The sequence below is a fragment of the Pseudomonas piscis genome (assembly GCF_009380155.1).
Classification (GTDB): Bacteria; Pseudomonadota; Gammaproteobacteria; order Pseudomonadales; family Pseudomonadaceae; genus Aquipseudomonas; species Aquipseudomonas piscis.
The window spans coordinates 313,414-332,103 of record NZ_WHUV01000004.1 but is presented as its reverse complement, the minus strand read 5'-3'; the positions used below and the strand labels follow the sequence as shown (position 1 = coordinate 332,103).

The following is an 18,690-nucleotide window of genomic DNA, read 5'->3' as shown; positions in this document are numbered from 1 at the left end:
CGCGTCGCTTGCAGCAACCCTTCCCTGCTGTTTTATCCGCGATGGCTTGAATCTCCCTTCTTGTAGCTTGAAGCTTATGGCTTGAAGCTCAAGAGAGAACGTCCATGGCCCGCCTGCCCACCGGCATCAACCTGCACAAAGCCTCCAAGACCCTGACCCTGACCTACGGGCCGGACGAGGTCTACCACCTGCCCGCGGAGTTCCTGCGGGTCCACTCCCCCTCCGCCGAGGTCCAGGGCCACGGCAACCCCATCCTGCAGTTCGGCAAGCTCGGCGTCGGCCTGGACAAGATCGAGCCCGCCGGCCAGTACGCACTGAAATTGACCTTCGACGACGGCCATGACAGCGGCTTGTTCACCTGGGACTACCTGTACCAGTTGGCGCTGCGCCAGGAAGAGTTGTGGAGCGACTATCTGCAGCAACTCGAGGCCGCCGGCAAATCCCGCGATCCGAGCGAGTCCGTGGTCAAGCTGATGCTCTAGCTCAAGGCTCCGGCTGTTTAGAGGGCATTTTCTAATTTCATCTGTTTGAATGCAGGGCTGCATGGCCAATGAATGGCCTGCTTGCGAAAAAAAATAAACTCGGGTAACCAATGGATCTGGCAAGTTCCCTGCAGAGTTCTGCAAAGTAACCGCAGCAGTGGCAATCAACGGTCACCCGAGTAGTAGTGCCTGGCCTCGTGCTGTGTAACTACACAGCAGGTCCGGTACTCGTCTCAGGACAATGGAGCGTCGTAGATGAGTAACAAGAACAACGATGACCTGAAACGCCAAGCCTCGGAGAACACCCTGGGGCTCAATCCAGTCATCGGCTTGCGTAGAAAGGATCTGCTTACCTCTGCTCGAATGGTGCTCGCCCAGGCCATCAAACAACCCATCCACAGCGTCAAGCACGTCGCGCACTTCGGCCTCGAACTGAAGAACGTGCTGCTCGGCAAGTCGCCCTTGCAGCCCGACGGCGACGACCGTCGCTTCATCGACCCGGCCTGGAGCCAGAACCCGCTCTACCGGCGCTACCTGCAAACCTACCTGGCGTGGCGCAAGGAGCTCCACGACTGGATCGGCAGCAGCAGCCTGTCCGAACAGGACATCAGCCGCGGGCATTTCGTGATCAACCTCCTGACCGAGGCCATGGCCCCGACCAACAGCGCGGCCAACCCCGCTGCGGTCAAGCGCTTCTTCGAGACCGGCGGCAAGAGCCTGCTGGACGGCTTGTCACACTTGGCCAAGGACCTGGTGCACAACGGCGGCATGCCCAGCCAGGTCAACATGGATGCCTTCGAAGTGGGCAAGAACCTGGGCACCAGCGAAGGTGCCGTGGTGTTTCGCAACGATGTGCTGGAGCTGATCCAGTACCGACCGATCACCGAGCAGGTGCATGAGCGACCACTGCTGGTGGTACCGCCGCAGATCAACAAGTTCTACGTCTTCGACCTCAGCCCGGACAAGAGCCTGGCGCGCTTCTGCCTGCGCAACAACGTGCAGACCTTCATCGTCAGCTGGCGCAACCCCACCAAGGCCCAGCGCGAATGGGGCCTGTCCACCTACATCGAGGCCTTGAAGGAAGCGGTCGACGTGGTCACCGCCATCACCGGCAGCGACGACGTGAACATGCTCGGCGCCTGTTCCGGCGGCATTACCTGCACCGCGCTGCTGGGGCACTACGCGGCCTTGGGGCAGAAGAAGGTCAACGCCCTGACCCTGCTGGTCAGCGTGCTCGATACCACCGTGGATACCCAGGTGGCGCTGTTCGTCGACGAGCAGACCCTGGAGGCGGCCAAGCGCCACTCCTATCAGGCCGGTGTCCTCGAAGGCCGGGACATGGCCAAGGTCTTCGCCTGGATGCGCCCCAACGACCTGATCTGGAACTACTGGGTCAACAACTACCTGCTGGGCAACGAACCACCGGTATTCGACATCCTGTTCTGGAACAACGACACCACGCGCCTGCCCGCCGCCTTCCATGGCGACCTGATCGAAATGTTCAAGAACAACCCACTGACCCGGGCCAATGCCCTGGAAGTGTGCGGCACGCCGATCGACTTGAAGCAGGTGACCGCCGACATCTTCTCCCTCGCCGGCACCAACGACCACATCACGCCCTGGAAGTCCTGCTACAAGTCGGCGCAACTGTTCGGCGGCCATGTGGAGTTCGTGCTGTCCAGCAGCGGCCATATCCAGAGCATCCTCAACCCGCCGGGCAACCCCAAGGCGCGCTACATGACCAGCTCCGAGATCCCGGAGTGTCCCGACCAGTGGCAGGAGAACTCGGTCAAGCACACCGATTCCTGGTGGCTGTACTGGCAGGCCTGGCAAGCAGAGCGCTCGGGGGAACTGAAGCCGGCGCCAAGCGGGCTGGGCAGCAAGAAATACGTGGCCGGCGAGGCCTCGCCGGGCACCTATGTGCACGAACGCTAAACAGGCATCAACGGCGGCTACCCAAGGTGCCGCCACGCCCTATTCTTGATACGAGGCCTGGCCTCAGGAAATCCGGAGGTGGCCGGACCGGCGCCTCCAAAGGTTCAACACACAGGGCTACGGCATGCCACATTCCTTCATCTTCCGCACCGTCGACCTGGATGGCCAGACCATCCGCACCGCGGTTCGCCCCGGCAAGCCGCACTTGACGCCGCTGCTGATCTTCAACGGCATCGGCGCCAACCTGGAGCTGGTGTTCCCCTTCGTCCAGGCCCTGGACCCGGATTTGGAGGTCATCGCCTTCGATGTCCCGGGCGTGGGCGGCTCATCGACCCCGAGCCGGCCCTACCGCTTTCCGGGGCTGGCCAAGCTCACCGCGCGGATGCTCGACTACCTCGACTATGGCCAGGTCAACGCCGTGGGCGTGTCCTGGGGCGGGGCCCTGGCCCAGCAGTTCGCCTACGACTATCCCGAGCGCTGCAAGAAGCTGGTGCTGGCCGCGACGGCCGCCGGTGCCTTCATGGTCCCCGGCAAGCCCAAGGTGTTGTGGATGATGGCCAGCCCACGACGCTACGTGCAGCCGTCCCACGTCATGCGGATCGCCCCGCTGATCTACGGCGGCGCCTTTCGCCGCGACCCGAACCTGGCGGCCGAGCACGCGGCGAAAGTGCGCTCGGCGGGCAAGCTGGGTTACTACTGGCAGTTGTTCGCCGGAGTGGGCTGGACCAGCATCCACTGGCTGCACAAGATCCACCAGCCGACCCTGGTCCTGGCCGGCGACGACGACCCGCTGATCCCCCTGATCAACATGCGCATGCTGGCCTGGCGCATCCCCAACGCCCAGCTGCACATCATCGATGACGGCCACCTGTTCCTCATCACCCGGGCCGAAGCCGTCGCCCCGATCATCATGAAGTTCCTCCAGGAGGAGCGGCAACGCGCCGTGATGCACCCGCATCCGCTACCCGCGCAGCCCACCAAGTAAAACATCCCCGTCGACAGGACCGTCGCGCGCAAGAAGGGCCAGGACCGACTAAGGTATCTGTCTTGAATTGGTCTGCTTGTTAGTGGTTTGACGAAGGAGTGTTGACTCATGCAAGACAAGCCTGCGCAGGGCTCGCTGCCCGCCCCTGCGACCTACATCACAGCGCAGAGCGCGATCACTGGCCTGCGGGGGCGGGACTTGCTCTCCACCCTGCGCAGCCTGGCCGCCCACAGCCTGCGCAACCCGCTGCACAGCGTTCGCCACACCCTGGCCCTGGGCAACCAGTTGGGCCGGGTGCTGCTGGGCGAGACACTGCACAAGCCCAACCCCAAGGACAACCGCTTCGCCGACCCGGCCTGGAGCCTCAATCCCTTCTACAAGCGAGGCCTGCAGGCCTACCTGAGCTGGCAGAAGCAGGTGCGGGACTGGATCGACGACAGCGGCATGGAGGACGACGACCGGGCCCGCGCGCACTTCGCCTTCTCCCTGCTCAACGACGCGGTGTCGCCGTCCAACACCCTGCTCAATCCGCTGGCGGTCAAGGAGCTCTTCAACACCGGCGGCAACAGCGTGGTGCGTGGCATCGGCAACCTGGTGGACGACCTGCTGCACAACAACGGCCTGCCCAGCCAGGTCACCAAGCATGCCTTCGAGGTCGGCCGGAACCTGGCCGTCACCCCGGGCTCGGTGGTGTTTCGCAACGAGCAGCTGGAGCTGATCCAGTACAGCCCCATGAGCGAGAAGCAGTACGCCAAGCCCCTGCTGATCGTGCCGCCCCAGGTCAACAAGTACTACATCTTCGATCTCAGCCCGGCCAACAGCTTCGTCCAGTACTGCCTGAAGAACGGCCTCCAGGTGTTCATGGTCAGCTGGCGCAATCCGGATGTGCGCCATCGCGAATGGGGTCTGTCGAGCTATGTCGAGGCCGTCGAAGAGGCCATGAACGTCACTCGCTCCATCACCGGCAGTCGTGATGTGAACCTGATGGGCGCCTGCGCTGGCGGCCTGACCATCGCCGCCCTGCAAGGCCATCTGCAAGCCAAGCGACAACTGCGCCGGGTCTCCAGTGCCACCTACCTGGTGAGCCTGCTGGATAGCCAACTGGATAGCCCGGCCACCCTGTTCGCCGACGAAAAGACCCTGGAAGCGGCCAAGCGCCGTTCCTACCAGCAAGGCGTGCTGGATGGTCGCGACATGGCCAGGGTGTTCGCCTGGATGCGGCCCAACGACCTGATCTGGAACTACTGGGTCAACAACTATCTGCTGGGCAAGGAGCCGCCGGTCTTCGACATTCTCTACTGGAACAACGACAGCACCCGGCTACCGGCGGCCCTGCACGGCGACCTGCTGGACTTCTTCAAGCACAACCCCATGAGCCACGTCGGTGGCCTGGAGATATGCGGCACGCCAATCGACCTGCAGAAGGTCACGGTGGACAGCTTCAGCGTGGCCGGGATCAACGACCACATCACCCCGTGGGACGCGGTGTACCGCTCGACCCTGCTGCTGGGTGGCGAGCGCCGCTTCGTGTTGTCCAACAGCGGGCATGTCCAGAGCATCCTCAACCCGCCAGGCAACCCCAAGGCGAACTACGTGGAGAACCCCAAGCTCAGCAGCGACCCCCGGGCCTGGTACTACGATGCCAAGCATGTCGATGGCAGTTGGTGGAGCCAGTGGCTGGCCTGGATCCAGGAACGCTCGGGAGCGCAACGGGACACCCTGGCCGCCCTCGGCAGCCAGAACTATCCACCGATGGAGGCCGCGCCAGGCACCTATGTGCGCGTGCGCTGAATACCCCTTGCCCCGCGGCGCTCATCGCCGCGCCCTCAATGGACCGACAAGAAGTCAGGATGAAGACCCGCGACCGGATACTCGAATGTGCCCTGCAGTTGTTCAACCAGAAGGGCGAGCCCAATGTCTCCACCATGGAGGTGGCCAATGAAATGGGGATCAGCCCCGGCAACCTCTATTACCATTTCCATGGCAAGGAACCGTTGGTCCTCGGTCTTTTCGAGCGCTTCCAGAACGAATTGACGCCGCTTTTGGACCCGCCCTCCGATGCCCAGCTGGCACCGGAAGACTATTGGCTGTTCCTGCACCTGATCGTCGAGCGCCTGGCCCACTACCGCTTCCTGTTCCAGGACCTGTCCAACCTGGCCGGCCGCCTGCCGAAGCTGGCCAAGGGCATTCGCAACCTGCTCAACGCCCTCAAGCGCACGCTCGCGGCGCTGCTGGCGCGACTCAAGACCATGGGGCAACTGGTCAGCGGCACCCAGGCCCTGGGGCAATTGGTGGAACAGATCACCATGACCTTGCTGTTCTCCCTGGATTACCAGCGGATTCTCGATCGTGAAGGGGAAGTGCGCCTGGTGGTCTACCAGATCATGATGCTGGTGGCACCGCACTTGCTGCCGCCCGCCAAGCTGGCCACCGAACAAATGGCCCTGCGCTACCTGGACGAACATCCGTAGCAGGGCTGCCGGACGCCCATGAAAAACGCCCGGTCTTCACAGGCCGGGCGTTTTCGTCTGCCTGATGGAATCAGGACTGGCTGCTTGGCGCCGCCGGGGTCGAGGTGGCGGCCGGGCTGGAAGCCGGAGCCGGCGCTGCGACGGAGTTCGCAGAGCTGGCCGGGGCTGCCGGGGCTGCGGTTGCAGGCTTGGCCGCGACGGCAGGTTTGGCTGCTGGCTTGGCTGCGGGCTTCTTGGCTGCTGGCTTCTTCGCCACGGCCGGCTTCGCAGCAGGCTTGGCGGCTGGCTTGGCCGCTGCGGTTTTCGCCGCAGGCTTGGCGGCCGGCTTGGCCGCGGGTTTGGCCGCGACTGGCTTGGCTGCCGGTTTGGCCGCAGGCTTGGCAGCTGCAGTCTTGGCAGCGGGCTTGGCGGCCGGTTTCGCAGCGGCCTTGGCTGCCGGCTTGGCGGCTGGCTTGGCCAGGGGCTTGGCCGCAGGCTTGGCGGCAGCGGTCTTGGCCGCGACCGGCGCAACCTTGGCACCAGTGAGTTTCTCGATCTGCTTGGTCAGGGTATCGACCTTGTCGTGCAGCGCCTTCACTTCATTGCGGCTCGGTACGCCCAGGCGCGAAATGGCGCTGTTCAGGCGCTTGTCGAAAGCCCCTTCCAGCTCGTCCCACTTGCCCAGCGCGCGGTCCTTGACGTCGCTGATGCGCGACTTGGCCGAGTTCGCGGAGTCTTTGGCTGCGTCGACTTTCTTACCGACCACATTCTTGGTCAGCTTCTCGGCTTTTTCGCCATCCTTGACCAAGGATTCGAAAAGCTTGCTGCCGTCAGAGTCGATTTTCGAGTACACGCCTAAACCAGCAAGCCAAATTTTACGGGAGTACTCTTCGACTTTCCCGATCCACGAGCTGCCTTCTTTTTCAGTATTCTTTTTACCAGCCATCCCGTTCTCCTTAATGTTTACGCGCGACACGTTCGAGCAGTGCGGTCAGCTCATCGAGCTTAGCAGAGAGTGTCTCAACGTCATGTTTAGACGGAATGCCGATACGATTCAAGGCACTGGCGACGCGCGTATCAAAAGCCTTCTCGACTTTATCCAGTTGCACTTCGACCCGACCTTTAAGAGTAGTGACATCCCCCTTGACGCTATCGATCTGACTGTTGGCCGCCTCAAGTTGTTCAGTCACAACTTTTTTGCCTTTCTTTTCAACGGATTGACCAGCCTTGATCAACTCCTGGAAGTAGTCGCTACCTTCCTGGCCGACTTTGGCATAGGCGCCCAGGCCAGCTAACCAGATCTTGCGAGCATAGGATTTGACTTCGCTCAGAGCAGTCGATTGAGCATCAACTTTTTTCTTCAGGATTACTTTGGCCATGGTGCACCTCATGCGCAGAAGGTTTGAGGAACTGTCCTCGGAAAGAGGACTTGAGGCACAACCTAGAGAGAAAAATTAGAATCGGCACCCTAACGAATGCAATAAAACAATGATCGCCCAGTTATGGGCCGACTTGCCGGTGATCGCTCTCGAGCACCCTTGCAGTGCCCCGCGACTCACCGGCAAAGCACGCCAGGCGGCGTGCCGTCCGGGATCAGGCCAGGGCCTTGTCCAGGGCCTTCTCGATCTCGGCCTTGATGGTGCCGCTCATGGCCGACATCAGCATGCCCAGCTCCACGTCGATGCGGATCGACGACTCGCCCACATGCACCGCGCCTTTGACCCCGGAGCGCTTGAGATTCAGGGTATCCCCCGCCCAGCGTGGCTCGAGGCCATATTGATCGGCGAGTTTCTGCGCCAGTTTGTCGGCCTTTTCACGGGCTGCCTGCTTACCCAGGCCATGGGCACGTTCAACACTAATACGGGCCATTGAAGGACTCCTGCTATTTCGGGACTCGCCAGAAACGCCTTGACCCTGAGTGCGTCAAATCGTCCCGGCGGATCGCTATCTTACATTCAGCCTTGCCAAGACAAAGACGGTCACCGGCATTAGAATGTCCCGCATTCTCTTTTGGTGACAGCGATATGACTGACCAGCGCAAAGGCAGCGATGCCGAACCCACCACTCACTTCGGCTTCAAGAACGTTCCCGAGAGCCAGAAAGCGGAAAAAGTCGCTGAGGTGTTCCACTCGGTAGCGGCCAAGTACGACCTGATGAACGACGTGCTGTCCGGCGGCATGCACCGCCTGTGGAAGCGCTTCACGATCGAGTTGTCGGGCGTGCGTCCAGGCAACCGCGTACTGGACATCGCTGGCGGCACTGGCGACCTGACCAAGCGGTTTTCCCACCTGGTGGGCCCTACCGGCCAAGTCGTCCTGGCGGACATCAACGAATCCATGCTCAAGGTCGGCCGTGACCGCCTGCTGGACCTGGGTGTGGCCGGCAATGTCGAGTTCGTCCAGGCCGACGCGGAAAAGCTGCCCTTCCCGGACAACCATTTCGACTGTGTGACCATCGCCTTCGGCCTGCGCAACGTGACCCACAAGGAAGACGCCCTGCGCTCGATGCTGCGGGTACTCAAGCCCGGTGGCCGGCTGCTGGTGCTGGAGTTCTCCAAGCCGACCAACACGCTGATGTCCAAGGTCTACGACGCCTATTCGTTCGCCTTCATGCCCCTGGCCGGCAAGCTGATCACCAACGACTCGGAAAGCTATCGCTACCTGGCCGAGTCGATCCGCATGCACCCGAACCAGGAAACCCTGAAGTCGATGATGGTCGAGGCCGGCTTCGACCGGGTGACCTACCACAACATGACCGCAGGCATCGTTGCCCTGCACCGCGGCATCAAGCCCTGATGTTGCTCAGCGGCCTGCTCGCCAGCGTCGAGACCGGCATCAATCGGGTGCTGCGCCTGGACAGCACGGCGTTGCCGCGCCTGCAGCACCTGAGCGGCAAGGTGATTGCCGTGGACTGCCAGGCTCCGGCGCTGCGGCTGTTCATCCTGCCCAGCGACGAAGGCCTGATGCTGGCCTCCCAGTGGGCCGCCGATCCTGACTGTACCCTGCGCGCACCGGCAGCGAGCCTGGTGCGCCTGGCCCTGAGCAAGGACAAGACCGGCGTCCTGCATGGCCCGCAAGTGGAACTCGAAGGCGACAGCGGCGTGCTGCTGGACCTGGCGGCGGTCCTCCAGGACCTGGAGCTGGACTGGGAGTACGAACTCTCGCGCTGGCTCGGCCCGGTGGCCACCCAGTTGTTCAGCGGCCACGTACGCAGCCGCGCACGCTGGTACCAGCAGGGATTCGCCAGCCTCAACCAGAGCCTGGCCGAGTTCCTCGCCGAAGAATCGCGGGCCCTGGTGGGCCAGCATGAAGCCGAGGCGCGCTTTCGCGAACTGGACCAGGCCAAACTCGACCTGGAACGTCTAGAGGCGCGTGTCGAGCGCCTTTCCCGATCCCCTGACCCAAGCGATAACGCATGAAGCTGCTTGCCGTCCGCCGTCTGTTGCGCATCCAGCGCGTCGTGATCCGCTACCGCCTCGATGACCTGCTGTTCGCCCTGCCCTTGCCCTGGTTTCTCCTGGCCTTGCGCTTCGCCCTGCCCTGGCGCTGGTTTCCGCGCAAGCCGCTGGACCTGAGCCGTGGCGCACGCCTGCGCCTGGCGTTGCAGGACCTGGGACCGATCTTCATCAAGTTCGGGCAGATATTGTCCACCCGCCGTGACCTGCTGCCGGAAGACATCGCCGACGAACTGATGCTGCTGCAGGACCGGGTGCCGCCGTTCGATTCGAAAAAATCCGTGGCCCTGATCGAAGAGCAGCTGGGCAAGAAGATCAGCGATGTGTTCAGCCGCTTCGACATCGAGCCCCTGGCCTCGGCCTCGGTGGCCCAGGTGCATGCCGCCAAGCTCAAGACCGGCGAGGAAGTGGTGGTCAAGGTGATCCGCCCGGGGCTCAAGCCGGTCATCGCCCAGGACCTGGCCTGGCTGTTCATCCTCGCCCGCGCTGCGGAGAAGGTCTCCGCCGACGCTCGCCTGCTGCACCCGGTGGATGTGGTCAGCGACTACGAGAAGACCATCTACGACGAGCTCGACCTGCTGCGCGAGGCGGCCAACGCCAGCCAGCTCAAGCGCAACTTCGAAGGCTCGCCGCTGCTCTACGTCCCCCAGGTCTACTGGGACTGGTGCCGGCCGAAGGTGCTGGTGATGGAGCGCATCTACGGGATCCAGGTCACTGACCTCGCGACCCTGGCCGACCAGCGCACCGACATGAAGATGCTCGCCGAACGGGGTGTGGAGATCTTCTTCACCCAGGTGTTCCGCGACAGTTTCTTCCACGCCGACATGCATCCGGGCAACATCTTCGTCAGCACCGTGCAGCCCTGGAGCCCGCAGTACATCGCCATCGACTGCGGCATCGTCGGCAGCCTCACCCCGCAAGACCAGGACTACCTGGCGCGCAACCTGTTCGCCTTCTTCAAGCGTGACTATCGCCGTGTAGCCCAACTGCACATCGACTCGGGCTGGGTCCCGGCGGAAACCAAGCTCAATGAGTTCGAAGCGGCGATTCGTACGGTCTGCGAACCGATCTTCGAAAAACCGTTGAAGGACATTTCCTTCGGCCAAGTACTGATGCGCCTGTTCCAGACCGCCCGGCGCTTCAACATGGAAGTCCAGCCGCAACTGGTGCTGCTGCAGAAAACCCTGCTCAACATCGAGGGCCTGGGGCGCCAGCTGTATCCGGAGCTGGACCTGTGGAACACCGCGCAACCCTTCCTCGAACGCTGGATGCGCGAGCGGGTCAGCCCCAAGGCAGTGCTGGGCAACATCCACAGCCAGATCGAACAGTTGCCGCACCTGGCCAACATGACCCGCGACCTGCTCGAGCGCATGTCGCAACCCCATGCCGCCGACCCTCCGGCCCCCTGGCAGCGGCGCAAGGACGACTGGTTCCTGCGCCTGCTGGGCACCGCCCACCTGGGCGGCGGCGCGATCCTGGCCGCCGGCGGCCCGCTGCAGGAACTGGGGCACTGGCCCGCCGGCATCATGATCGCGGTGGGTCTGTATCTGATCGTGCGCCGATAGCCAGTGGCGCGGCCTGCTGGCAAACTGTCGAAATCGCCGAGGCGTCACCAGCGGGTCGAGCCCGGTTGTCGGAGTCGAAAATGAAAGATTGGCTGGACCAGATCAAATGGGATGAGCACGGCCTGGTGCCGGCCATCGCCCAGGATCACAAGACCGGGCGCGTACTGATGATGGCCTGGATGAACCGCGAAGCACTGAGCCTGACCGCCGCCGAGCAGCGTGCCATCTACTGGTCACGTTCGCGTGGCAAGCTATGGCGCAAGGGCGAAGAGTCCGGGCATGTGCAGAAGCTCCATGAAATGCGCCTGGACTGCGACGCCGACGTGATCATCCTGATGGTCGAGCAGATCGGCGACATTGCCTGCCATACCGGCCGCCACAGCTGTTTCTACCGCATCTATGAAGATGGCGAGTGGAAAACCGTCGAACCGGTCCTCAAGGACCCGCACGCGATTTATTCTGCAGGACACTGACATGAGCGATACCCTCACCCGCCTGGCCCAAGTGCTGGAGGAGCGCAAGAACGCCGCTGCCGACAGTTCCTACGTGGCCAGCCTGTATCACAAGGGCCTGAACAAGATCCTGGAGAAAGTCGGCGAAGAATCGGTGGAAACCATCATCGCCGCCAAGGACGCCGCCGCCAGCGGCGACTGCAGCGATGTGATCTACGAAACCGCGGACCTGTGGTTCCATACCCTGGTCATGCTCGCGCAGCTGGGGCAGCATCCCCAGGCCGTGCTCGATGAGCTGGACCGCCGTTTCGGCCTGTCCGGACACGCCGAGAAAGCCTCGCGTCCGTCCGCCTGAACAATTTTCTAAGAGGAAACGCAGCATGGGCATTTTTGACTGGAAACACTGGATCGTCATCCTGGTGGTCGTGGTACTGGTATTCGGCACCAAGAAGCTCAAGAACCTGGGCACCGATGTCGGCGAATCGATCAAGGGCTTTCGCAAGGCCATGAACGACGACGAGAAGCCAGCCGAACCCGTGGTACCTCCTACCGCACAAGCTGCCCAGCCGGCCCAGCCACAACAGGGCGCGCCGCTGAACCAGCCGCACACCATCGATGTGCAGGCGCAGAAAGTCGAAGAGCCGACCCGCAAAGACTCGTGAGCACTGACTAATGTTTGGTATCAGCTTCTCTGAACTGCTGCTGGTGGGCCTGGTGGCCCTGCTGGTGCTCGGCCCCGAGCGCCTGCCCGGCGCTGCGCGCACCGCCGGTCTCTGGGTCGGGCGCCTCAAGCGCAGCTTCAATGCGATAAAACAGGAAGTTGAACGTGAGATCGGCGCCGACGAGATCCGTCGGCAGCTGCACAACGAGCACATCCTGTCGCTGGAACAGGAAGCGCGGAAAATCCTCGCCCCGACCCAGCAACAGCCTGCGCCCGTGGAGCCGGTAGCCGAACAGGTCGCAGCGACGCCTGCCACCACTGCAGGTGAAGCCGCTGCGCCGGCCGAAGTACCTGCGACGCCGACCGCAGAGCCTGCAACCCCAGCGGTAACGCCCGCACCCGAGGCTCCCCAAGACCCTACTTTGCCGCCGCGAGCACCATGAGCGATATTCCAGAGAACGACCAACACATGCCGCTGGTATCGCACCTCACCGAGCTGCGGACCCGCCTGCTGCGCTGCGTAGCGGCGATCTTCATCATCTTCGCCGGGTTGTTCGCCTTCACCCAGCAGATCTACACCATCGTCTCAACGCCGCTGCGCCAGTACCTGCCGGCCGGCGCGACGATGATCGCCACCGACGTCGCCTCGCCGTTCCTCACGCCATTGAAGCTGACCATGATGGTTTCGCTGTTCCTGGCGATCCCGGTGATCCTGCACCAGATCTGGGGGTTCATCGCCCCGGGCCTGTACAAGCATGAGAAGCGCATCGCCGTGCCGCTGCTGGTATCGAGCATCCTGCTGTTCTACGTGGGCATGACGTTCGCCTATTTCCTGGTGTTCCCGCTGATCTTCAAGTTCTTCGCCGCCGCCACCCCGGCCGGCGTGGAAATGATGACCGACATCACCAGCTACCTCGACTTCGTCATGACCCTGTTCTTCGCCTTCGGCGTGGCCTTCGAGATCCCGGTGGCCGTGGTGCTGCTGGTGTGGATCGGCGTGGTCAACGTGGAGTACCTGAAGAAGATCCGTCCCTACGTGATCATCGGTTGCTTCGTGGTGGGCATGATCCTCACCCCGCCGGACATCTTCTCCCAGACCTTGCTGGCCGTGCCCATGTGGCTGCTGTTCGAGATCGGCGTCCTGTTCGGCGGGCTGATCAGCAAGCGCGGCGAGCATCCGGACGACACCCCGGCCGACGACCACAACGACCAGCCGCCAGCGACCCAAGCGTGAACCTGCTGCTGCTCGAGGAGGCCGACTTCATCGCGGCCGACCGTGTTGTGCTGCGCGACCGGCGCCTGGTCCACATGCAGGAGGTGCACCGTGTGGCAGTGGGCGACAGCCTGCGGGTGGGCCGTATCGGCGGCTTGATGGGCAGCGCCCGGGTGCTGCGCCTGGAAGCCGCCGAAGCCGAGCTGCAAGTGACCCTGGAGCAAGCGCCGCCGGCCAAGCTGCCGCTGACCCTGGTCCTGGCCCTGCCGCGGCCGAAGATGCTGCGCCGGGTACTGCAGACCGTGGCCGCCATGGGCGTGCCCCGGCTGGTGCTGGTCAACAGCTACCGGGTGGAAAAAAGCTTCTGGCAAACGCCCTTCCTCGACCCCGAGGCCATCCGCGAACAGCTGGTGCTGGGGCTGGAGCAGGCCCGCGACAGCATCCTGCCCGAGGTAGTCATCGAGAAGCGCTTCAAGCCCTTCGTCGAAGACCGCCTGCCGGCCCTGAGCGAAGGCACCCTGGGCCTGGTAGGCCACCCCGGCCCGTATCCGCCCTGCCCGCGCAACCTGGACCAGCCAGTGACCCTGGCCATCGGCCCGGAAGGCGGCTGGATCCCCTACGAGATCGACCTGTTGGGCAAGGCCAGCCTGCAACCGGTGCAGCTGGGCGAGCGCATCCTGCGGGTCGAGACGGCCGTCACCGCACTGTTGTCCCGCCTGTTCTGAACCGCCAGGGTCCGGCCAGCCGGACTTTGCGGTCGTAGTGGCAACCCGCCAGTCAGCTGTAGTAAAACCCTGCTCCCGCCGATAGCCTATGGTTAAGCCCAAACCGCTAAAGAGGGAGTTCGCAGCATGTACCGTTGGCTAGCCAGAAACTTGGGGAATGTGAGTGTCAGCCGCAAGCTTGGCATCGGCTTCGGCCTGGTGCTGTTGCTGACCCTGCTGATCACCGCCACCGGCTGGAACGGCCTGTCCCGGGTGATCGATCGCGGCGACAAGCTAGGCAATATCTCCTTGCTCAATGCCATGACCAAGGACCTGCGCATCGCCCGCCTCAGCTACGAGATGAACCATGGCGAGCAAGGTCCCGCCGCGGTCAGCGACATGCTCAAGCAACTCGACGAAGGCCTGCGCGCGGTCCGCGGCAAGCTGCAGCAACCTGGAAGCATCGCCCTGGTGGACCAGCAGGTGGATGCCGTGGCCGAGTACCAGAAGGCCTTCACCGACATGACCCGCGCCACCGCCAGCCGCGAGACCGCCCGCTCCCAGCTCGGTGCCACCGCGGACAACGCCGTGGCCCGGGTGGCCGAGGTCGAGAAATCGCTGCTGCAAGGCGATAGCGTGGCCCAGTTCAATAGCGTCATCGACCTGTCCAAGCTGATCCAGCAGGCACGCTTCCAGGTGCGTGGCTACACCTACAGCGGCAAGGCCGACGCCCGGCAACCCGCCCTGGATGCCATCGACAATGCCCTCGGCAACCTGGCCAGCCTGCCGTCCCGGCTGCCGGAGCAGCACATCGCCAACCTGCAGCAGGCCAGCGACTCGCTCAAGGCCTATCGTGCCGCCGTCAGCGCCTTCAGCGACGCCGAGCAGGCCAGTGCCGATGCCCTCAAGCGCATGGCCGCCCAGGGCGATCGCCTGATGGACCTGAGCAAGCAACTGACCGTCGAACAGACCCACAAGCGTGACGCCGATGCCAGCCAGGCCCGCAGCACGCTGTTGATCGCCACGGTGCTGGCCCTGGTCTTCGGCCTGATCGCCGCCTGGGCCATCACCCGGCAGATCAACCTGCCTTTGCAACAGACCCTCAAAGCCGCCGAGCGCGTGGCCGCTGGCGACCTGAGCCAGAACCTGGCAGTGGACCGGCGCGACGAGCTGGGCCAGTTGCAGAAGGCCATGCAGCGCATGACCCAGGGCCTGCGGGAGTTGATCGGCGGCATCAGCGACGGCGTGACCCAGATCGCCAGCGCCGCCGAACAGCTATCGGCGGTTACCGAACAGACCAGCGCCGGGGTCAACAGCCAGAAGGTCGAGACCGACCAGGTGGCCACGGCCATGAACGAGATGGCCGCCACCGTGCAAGAGGTGGCGCGCAACGCCGAGGAAGCCTCCGAAGCGGCCGTGGCCGCCGACCAGCAGGCCCGCGAGGGCGACCGGGTGGTCAACGAGGCCATCGCCCAGATCGAGCGCCTGGCCAGTGAGGTGAGTCACTCCACCGAAGCCATGGGCCAGCTCAAGCAAGAGAGCGACAAGATCGGCAGCGTCCTGGACGTGATCAAGTCAGTGGCCCAACAGACCAACCTGCTGGCCCTCAACGCCGCCATCGAGGCCGCCCGGGCCGGCGAGGCAGGACGGGGCTTCGCCGTGGTGGCCGACGAAGTGCGTAGCCTGGCCCAGCGTACCCAGCAATCGACCGAGGAGATCGCCGAGCTGATCGTCAGCCTGCAGAACGGCACGCAGCAGGTGGCCAGCACCCTGGACACCAGCCGCAATCTCACCGACAGCAGCGTCGAGCTGACGCGCCGGGCTGGCGGCTCGCTGGACAACATCACCCGCACCGTCTCGGCGATCCAGGCGATGAACCAGCAGATCGCCGCAGCGGCGGAGCAACAGAGCGCGGTGGCCGAAGAGATCAATCGCAGCGTCTTGAATGTACGCGACGTCTCCGAGCAGACGTCGTCGGCCAGCGAGGAGACCGCCTCTTCGAGCGCCGAACTGGCGCGCCTGGGGATTCACCTGCAAAGCCTGGTGGGACGCTTCAAGGTCTGACCCGCGTGGCTGCCGCAGGCTGTTAAGGAGCCTGCGGGGCGGATCGTCCGTTGGAAGGCCCTGTGGGCCTTCCAGCGATTACAAGGCCGGCTACAGGACCTGGCGCAGGAAGGCCTGGGCCCGGGGGTCCCGGGGGGCGCTGAAGAACACCTCGGGCGCGGCATCTTCCAGCAGCTTGCCGTGATCGAAGAACAGCACCCGATCCGCCACTTCCCGGGCAAAGCCCATTTCATGGGTCACGCAGACCATGGTCATGCCTTCCACGGCCAGGGTCTTCATTACATCCAGCACCTCGCCGACCATCTCCGGGTCCAGGGCCGAGGTCGGCTCGTCGAACAGCATCACCTTGGGCTCCATGGCCAGGGCCCGGGCGATTGCCACCCGCTGTTGCTGGCCGCCGGACAATCGCGAGGGGAACTCGTGGGCCTTCTGCGCAATGCCGACCTTCTCCAGCAAGGCCAGGGCCTTGGCCTCGCGTTCCTGCTTGCCGCGCTTGCGCACCACCTTCTGCGCCAGGCAGAGGTTGTCCAGCACGGTCATGTGCGGGAACAGGTTGAAGTGCTGGAACACCATGCCCACCTCGCGGCGATAGGCGTTCACATCGGTCTTGGGATCGGCCAGTTGCAGGCCATCGATGCTCACCGAACCGGAGTCGAAGGTCTCCAGGCCGTTGAGGCAACGCAGGAAGGTCGACTTGCCGGAGCCGGACGGCCCGATCACCACCAGCACTTCACCCTTGGCCACCTGGGTGGTGACGTTATCCACCGCGCGCACCACTTGGCCACGGGTATCGAAGACTTTTACCAGATCGCGAACTTCAATCACTTTGCGCGAGCCTCCGCTCAAGCCGGCTGGCCATCTTCGACAGCGGCAGGTTGATCAACAGGTACAGGGCCGCCACGCAGAACAGGATCTCGAACGGCGAAAACGAAGTGGTGATGACTTCCCGGCCGCTCTTGAGCAACTCGGTGATGGCGATCACCGACACCAGCGAAGTGTCCTTGACCAGGCTGATGAACTGCCCGGCCAGCGGCGGTAACACTCGCTTGAAGGCCTGGGGCAGCACCACATGGCGCATCGACTGGCCGGCGCTCAGGCCCAGGGAGCGAGCCGCCTCGTTCTGCCCACGGGCAATGGACTGCACCCCGGCACGGACGATTTCCGCCACATAGGCCCCTGTGAACAGTGACAGCGCGGCGATCCCGGCGAACTCCCGGGACAGGTTGAGCACCGTACCGATGAAGAAATAGAAGATGAATATCTGTACCAGCAGCGGCGTGCCGCGCACCAACTCGACATAGAGGGTCGCCAGGTCACGCAGGGTCGGGTTGCTGGACAGCCGGCACAGGCCGGTGGCCAGGCCGATCATCAAGCCCAGCACGCCGGACACCACCGACAGCCACAGAGTGGTCCACAAGCCCCACAACAACGGCCCCGCCGCCCAATGCCGGGTCACCCCGACCACATCGCACTCGGCCACGTCGTCGCCGCTGGCCACCTGCAGGCTGCTCTCGTCGACGCTCAGGTGCTGCTCATTGCCAGAGTCGCCCTTGAGGGTGACTTCAGCCTTGCCGCCCTTGCGCACCACCTCGGCGACGGTGGAGATCTCGGCCGCGCGCTGGGACTCCTCGGCCTGGTAGGCGAAGTACTGCGGAACGCGGTTCCAGCGCCATTCATAGGACATCAGCGAGGTGGCGTAGTACAGGGCGCCAGCCAGGCCGACCAGCACCAGCACGGTCAACACGTGCCAGGGCCATTGGGCTTTGTTCTGTTTCATTGGGTTTGCGGATTCCGAATGCTGGGTCGCCAGGGACACCGCCTTCGCCGGCAAGCCTCGCTCCTACATGGATTGCGCAAACCTGTAGAAACGAGGCTTGCCCGCAAGCGGGGCAGCCCGGTCTGGGTGAGCGAGTGTTATTCCATGTCCTTGAGCCACTCGGAACTCTTGAACCACTTGTCGTGGATCCGATCGTAGGTCCCGTCTTCGTGGATCTGGTGCAGGAAGTTGTTGATGAAGTTGATGCTGTCGTAGTCGCCCTTCTTCAGGCCGAAGGCCAGCGGCTCGTAGGTGAACGGCTTGTCGAGGAATACCAGCTTGCCGTTGCCGACCTTGTTGACCGCCACCACGTTGTACGGGGCGTCATAGATGAAGGCGTCGGCCTTGCCATTGACCACGTCCAGCACCGCTTCCTGCTCGTTGTCGTAACCGTGGTACTTGGCCTTGGCGATCAGCTTCTTGGCGACCATTTCCCCGGTGGTGCCCAGCTTGGAGGTGATGCGGTAGTCGGCGCTGTTCAGGTCCTTGTAGGACTTGATGGTGCCTTCCAGGTCCTTGCGGATCAGCAGGGTCTGGCCGACCACGATGAAGGGCTCACTGAAGTTCAGGCGCAGGTTGCGCTCCTGGGTCAGGGTCATGCCGCTGCCGATCATGTCGAACTTGTCGGTGAGCAGGGCCGGGATGATGCCGTCGTAGCCGGTGGAGACCATCTCCAGCTTGACCCCCATGGACTTGGCCATGGCCTTGAGCAGATCGACTTCGAAACCGATGATCTCGCCGCGCTTGTTGGTCATCTGGAACGGCATGTAGGTCGGGTCCATGCCCACCTTCAGCGATCCACGCTTGACCGCGTCGTCGATGGCGCCGGCCTGGGCCGTGCTGACCGCCAGCATGGCTGCGGCCCCCGCCAGCAGCAGCGAAAAATACTTCTTCATCTCAAGTCCCCTG

21 protein-coding genes are annotated in these 18,690 nt (G+C 63.5%); 15 read left to right on the top strand and 6 right to left on the bottom strand.

From position 1 onward, the window contains the following. Nucleotides 1–104: 104 nt before the first annotated feature. From GDH07_RS23425 to GDH07_RS23405, 5 genes are all read left to right on the top strand, one after another. The gene (locus tag GDH07_RS23425; RefSeq protein ID WP_053132484.1) at nucleotides 105–482 is read left to right on the top strand and encodes a gamma-butyrobetaine hydroxylase family protein; all 378 of its coding nucleotides are present in this window, start codon (nucleotides 105–107) and stop codon (nucleotides 480–482) included. A 255-nt stretch (nucleotides 483–737) separates the two neighbouring features. After that, nucleotides 738–2,417: a class II poly(R)-hydroxyalkanoic acid synthase gene (gene phaC, locus GDH07_RS23420; RefSeq protein WP_022639723.1), complete on the top strand. Its 1,680-nt coding sequence runs from the start codon at nucleotides 738–740 to the stop codon at nucleotides 2,415–2,417. A 124-nt stretch (nucleotides 2,418–2,541) separates the two neighbouring features. After that, nucleotides 2,542–3,402, top strand: a complete 861-nt coding sequence (phaZ, locus tag GDH07_RS23415; RefSeq protein WP_022639722.1) for a poly(3-hydroxyalkanoate) depolymerase — start codon at nucleotides 2,542–2,544, stop codon at nucleotides 3,400–3,402. Between the two features lie 108 nt (nucleotides 3,403–3,510). Beyond that, complete coding sequence (gene phaC / locus GDH07_RS23410; RefSeq protein ID WP_022639721.1) at nucleotides 3,511–5,193, top strand: class II poly(R)-hydroxyalkanoic acid synthase; 1,683 nt, start codon at nucleotides 3,511–3,513, stop codon at nucleotides 5,191–5,193. A 59-nt stretch (nucleotides 5,194–5,252) separates the two neighbouring features. Beyond that, on the top strand, nucleotides 5,253–5,873 hold the full coding sequence (locus tag GDH07_RS23405; RefSeq protein ID WP_022639720.1) for a TetR/AcrR family transcriptional regulator: 621 nt from the start codon (nucleotides 5,253–5,255) through the stop codon (nucleotides 5,871–5,873). Nucleotides 5,874–5,943: 70 nt separating this feature from the next. Here GDH07_RS23405 and GDH07_RS23400 read toward each other — a convergent pair whose 3' ends face one another. The 3 genes from GDH07_RS23400 to GDH07_RS23390 all read right to left on the bottom strand — a co-directional run bounded on the left by GDH07_RS23400 (nucleotide 5,944) and on the right by GDH07_RS23390 (nucleotide 7,721). Further along, nucleotides 5,944–6,798: a phasin family protein gene (locus GDH07_RS23400; protein WP_152899196.1), complete on the bottom strand. Its 855-nt coding sequence runs from the start codon at nucleotides 6,796–6,798 to the stop codon at nucleotides 5,944–5,946. Nucleotides 6,799–6,808: 10 nt separating this feature from the next. Continuing rightward, nucleotides 6,809–7,231 carry a phasin family protein gene (locus GDH07_RS23395; protein WP_083456918.1) on the bottom strand — a complete coding sequence of 141 codons (423 nt, stop codon included), beginning with the start codon at nucleotides 7,229–7,231 and terminating at the stop codon, nucleotides 6,809–6,811. 214 nt (nucleotides 7,232–7,445) lie between these two features. Continuing rightward, a complete protein-coding gene (locus tag GDH07_RS23390; RefSeq protein WP_022639553.1) occupies nucleotides 7,446–7,721 on the bottom strand; it encodes a polyhydroxyalkanoic acid system family protein in 276 nt (91 codons plus the stop codon). 155 nt (nucleotides 7,722–7,876) lie between these two features. Between GDH07_RS23390 and ubiE the strand changes: the two genes are divergently transcribed. The 10 genes from ubiE to GDH07_RS23340 all read left to right on the top strand — a co-directional run bounded on the left by ubiE (nucleotide 7,877) and on the right by GDH07_RS23340 (nucleotide 15,965). Continuing rightward, nucleotides 7,877–8,647, top strand: coding sequence for a bifunctional demethylmenaquinone methyltransferase/2-methoxy-6-polyprenyl-1,4-benzoquinol methylase UbiE (ubiE, locus tag GDH07_RS23385; RefSeq protein WP_022639552.1), 771 nt, complete (start codon nucleotides 7,877–7,879; stop codon nucleotides 8,645–8,647). After that, complete coding sequence (locus tag GDH07_RS23380; protein WP_022639551.1) at nucleotides 8,647–9,270, top strand: ubiquinone biosynthesis accessory factor UbiJ; 624 nt, start codon at nucleotides 8,647–8,649, stop codon at nucleotides 9,268–9,270. Before ubiE ends, GDH07_RS23380 begins: the two co-directional genes overlap by 1 nt. Further along, entirely contained in the window at nucleotides 9,267–10,871 is a 1,605-nt protein-coding gene (gene ubiB / locus GDH07_RS23375) for a ubiquinone biosynthesis regulatory protein kinase UbiB (RefSeq protein WP_053132493.1), read from the top strand. Before GDH07_RS23380 ends, ubiB begins: the two co-directional genes overlap by 4 nt. An 80-nt stretch (nucleotides 10,872–10,951) precedes the next feature. Continuing rightward, the gene (hisI, locus tag GDH07_RS23370) at nucleotides 10,952–11,344 is read left to right on the top strand and encodes a phosphoribosyl-AMP cyclohydrolase (RefSeq protein ID WP_152899049.1); all 393 of its coding nucleotides are present in this window, start codon (nucleotides 10,952–10,954) and stop codon (nucleotides 11,342–11,344) included. 1 nt (nucleotide 11,345) lies between these two features. Continuing rightward, a complete protein-coding gene (locus GDH07_RS23365) occupies nucleotides 11,346–11,678 on the top strand; it encodes a phosphoribosyl-ATP diphosphatase (protein ID WP_022639549.1) in 333 nt (110 codons plus the stop codon). Between the two features lie 25 nt (nucleotides 11,679–11,703). Next, nucleotides 11,704–11,985, top strand: coding sequence for a twin-arginine translocase TatA/TatE family subunit (locus tag GDH07_RS23360; RefSeq protein WP_022639548.1), 282 nt, complete (start codon nucleotides 11,704–11,706; stop codon nucleotides 11,983–11,985). Between the two features lie 10 nt (nucleotides 11,986–11,995). Next, a complete protein-coding gene (tatB, locus tag GDH07_RS23355; RefSeq protein WP_085065968.1) occupies nucleotides 11,996–12,427 on the top strand; it encodes a Sec-independent protein translocase protein TatB in 432 nt (143 codons plus the stop codon). Then, nucleotides 12,424–13,218 carry a twin-arginine translocase subunit TatC gene (gene tatC / locus GDH07_RS23350; RefSeq protein WP_152899048.1) on the top strand — a complete coding sequence of 265 codons (795 nt, stop codon included), beginning with the start codon at nucleotides 12,424–12,426 and terminating at the stop codon, nucleotides 13,216–13,218. The genes tatB and tatC overlap by 4 nt, the downstream gene beginning before the upstream one ends. Then, complete coding sequence (locus GDH07_RS23345) at nucleotides 13,215–13,922, top strand: 16S rRNA (uracil(1498)-N(3))-methyltransferase (protein WP_053132497.1); 708 nt, start codon at nucleotides 13,215–13,217, stop codon at nucleotides 13,920–13,922. Before tatC ends, GDH07_RS23345 begins: the two co-directional genes overlap by 4 nt. Before the next feature lie 126 nt (nucleotides 13,923–14,048). Beyond that, nucleotides 14,049–15,965 carry a methyl-accepting chemotaxis protein gene (locus GDH07_RS23340; RefSeq protein ID WP_152899047.1) on the top strand — a complete coding sequence of 639 codons (1,917 nt, stop codon included), beginning with the start codon at nucleotides 14,049–14,051 and terminating at the stop codon, nucleotides 15,963–15,965. A 90-nt stretch (nucleotides 15,966–16,055) separates the two neighbouring features. Here the strand turns inward: GDH07_RS23340 and GDH07_RS23335 are convergent, their stop codons facing one another. The 3 genes from GDH07_RS23335 to GDH07_RS23325 all read right to left on the bottom strand — a co-directional run bounded on the left by GDH07_RS23335 (nucleotide 16,056) and on the right by GDH07_RS23325 (nucleotide 18,677). After that, nucleotides 16,056–16,790: an amino acid ABC transporter ATP-binding protein gene (locus GDH07_RS23335; RefSeq protein WP_053132503.1), complete on the bottom strand. Its 735-nt coding sequence runs from the start codon at nucleotides 16,788–16,790 to the stop codon at nucleotides 16,056–16,058. Beyond that, nucleotides 16,783–17,742 carry an amino acid ABC transporter permease gene (locus tag GDH07_RS23330; RefSeq protein ID WP_152899045.1) on the bottom strand — a complete coding sequence of 320 codons (960 nt, stop codon included), beginning with the start codon at nucleotides 17,740–17,742 and terminating at the stop codon, nucleotides 16,783–16,785. The genes GDH07_RS23335 and GDH07_RS23330 overlap by 8 nt, the downstream gene beginning before the upstream one ends. Nucleotides 17,743–17,879: 137 nt before the next feature. Beyond that, nucleotides 17,880–18,677, bottom strand: coding sequence for a transporter substrate-binding domain-containing protein (locus tag GDH07_RS23325; protein WP_022639542.1), 798 nt, complete (start codon nucleotides 18,675–18,677; stop codon nucleotides 17,880–17,882). Between the last annotated feature and the right edge of the window lie 13 nt (nucleotides 18,678–18,690).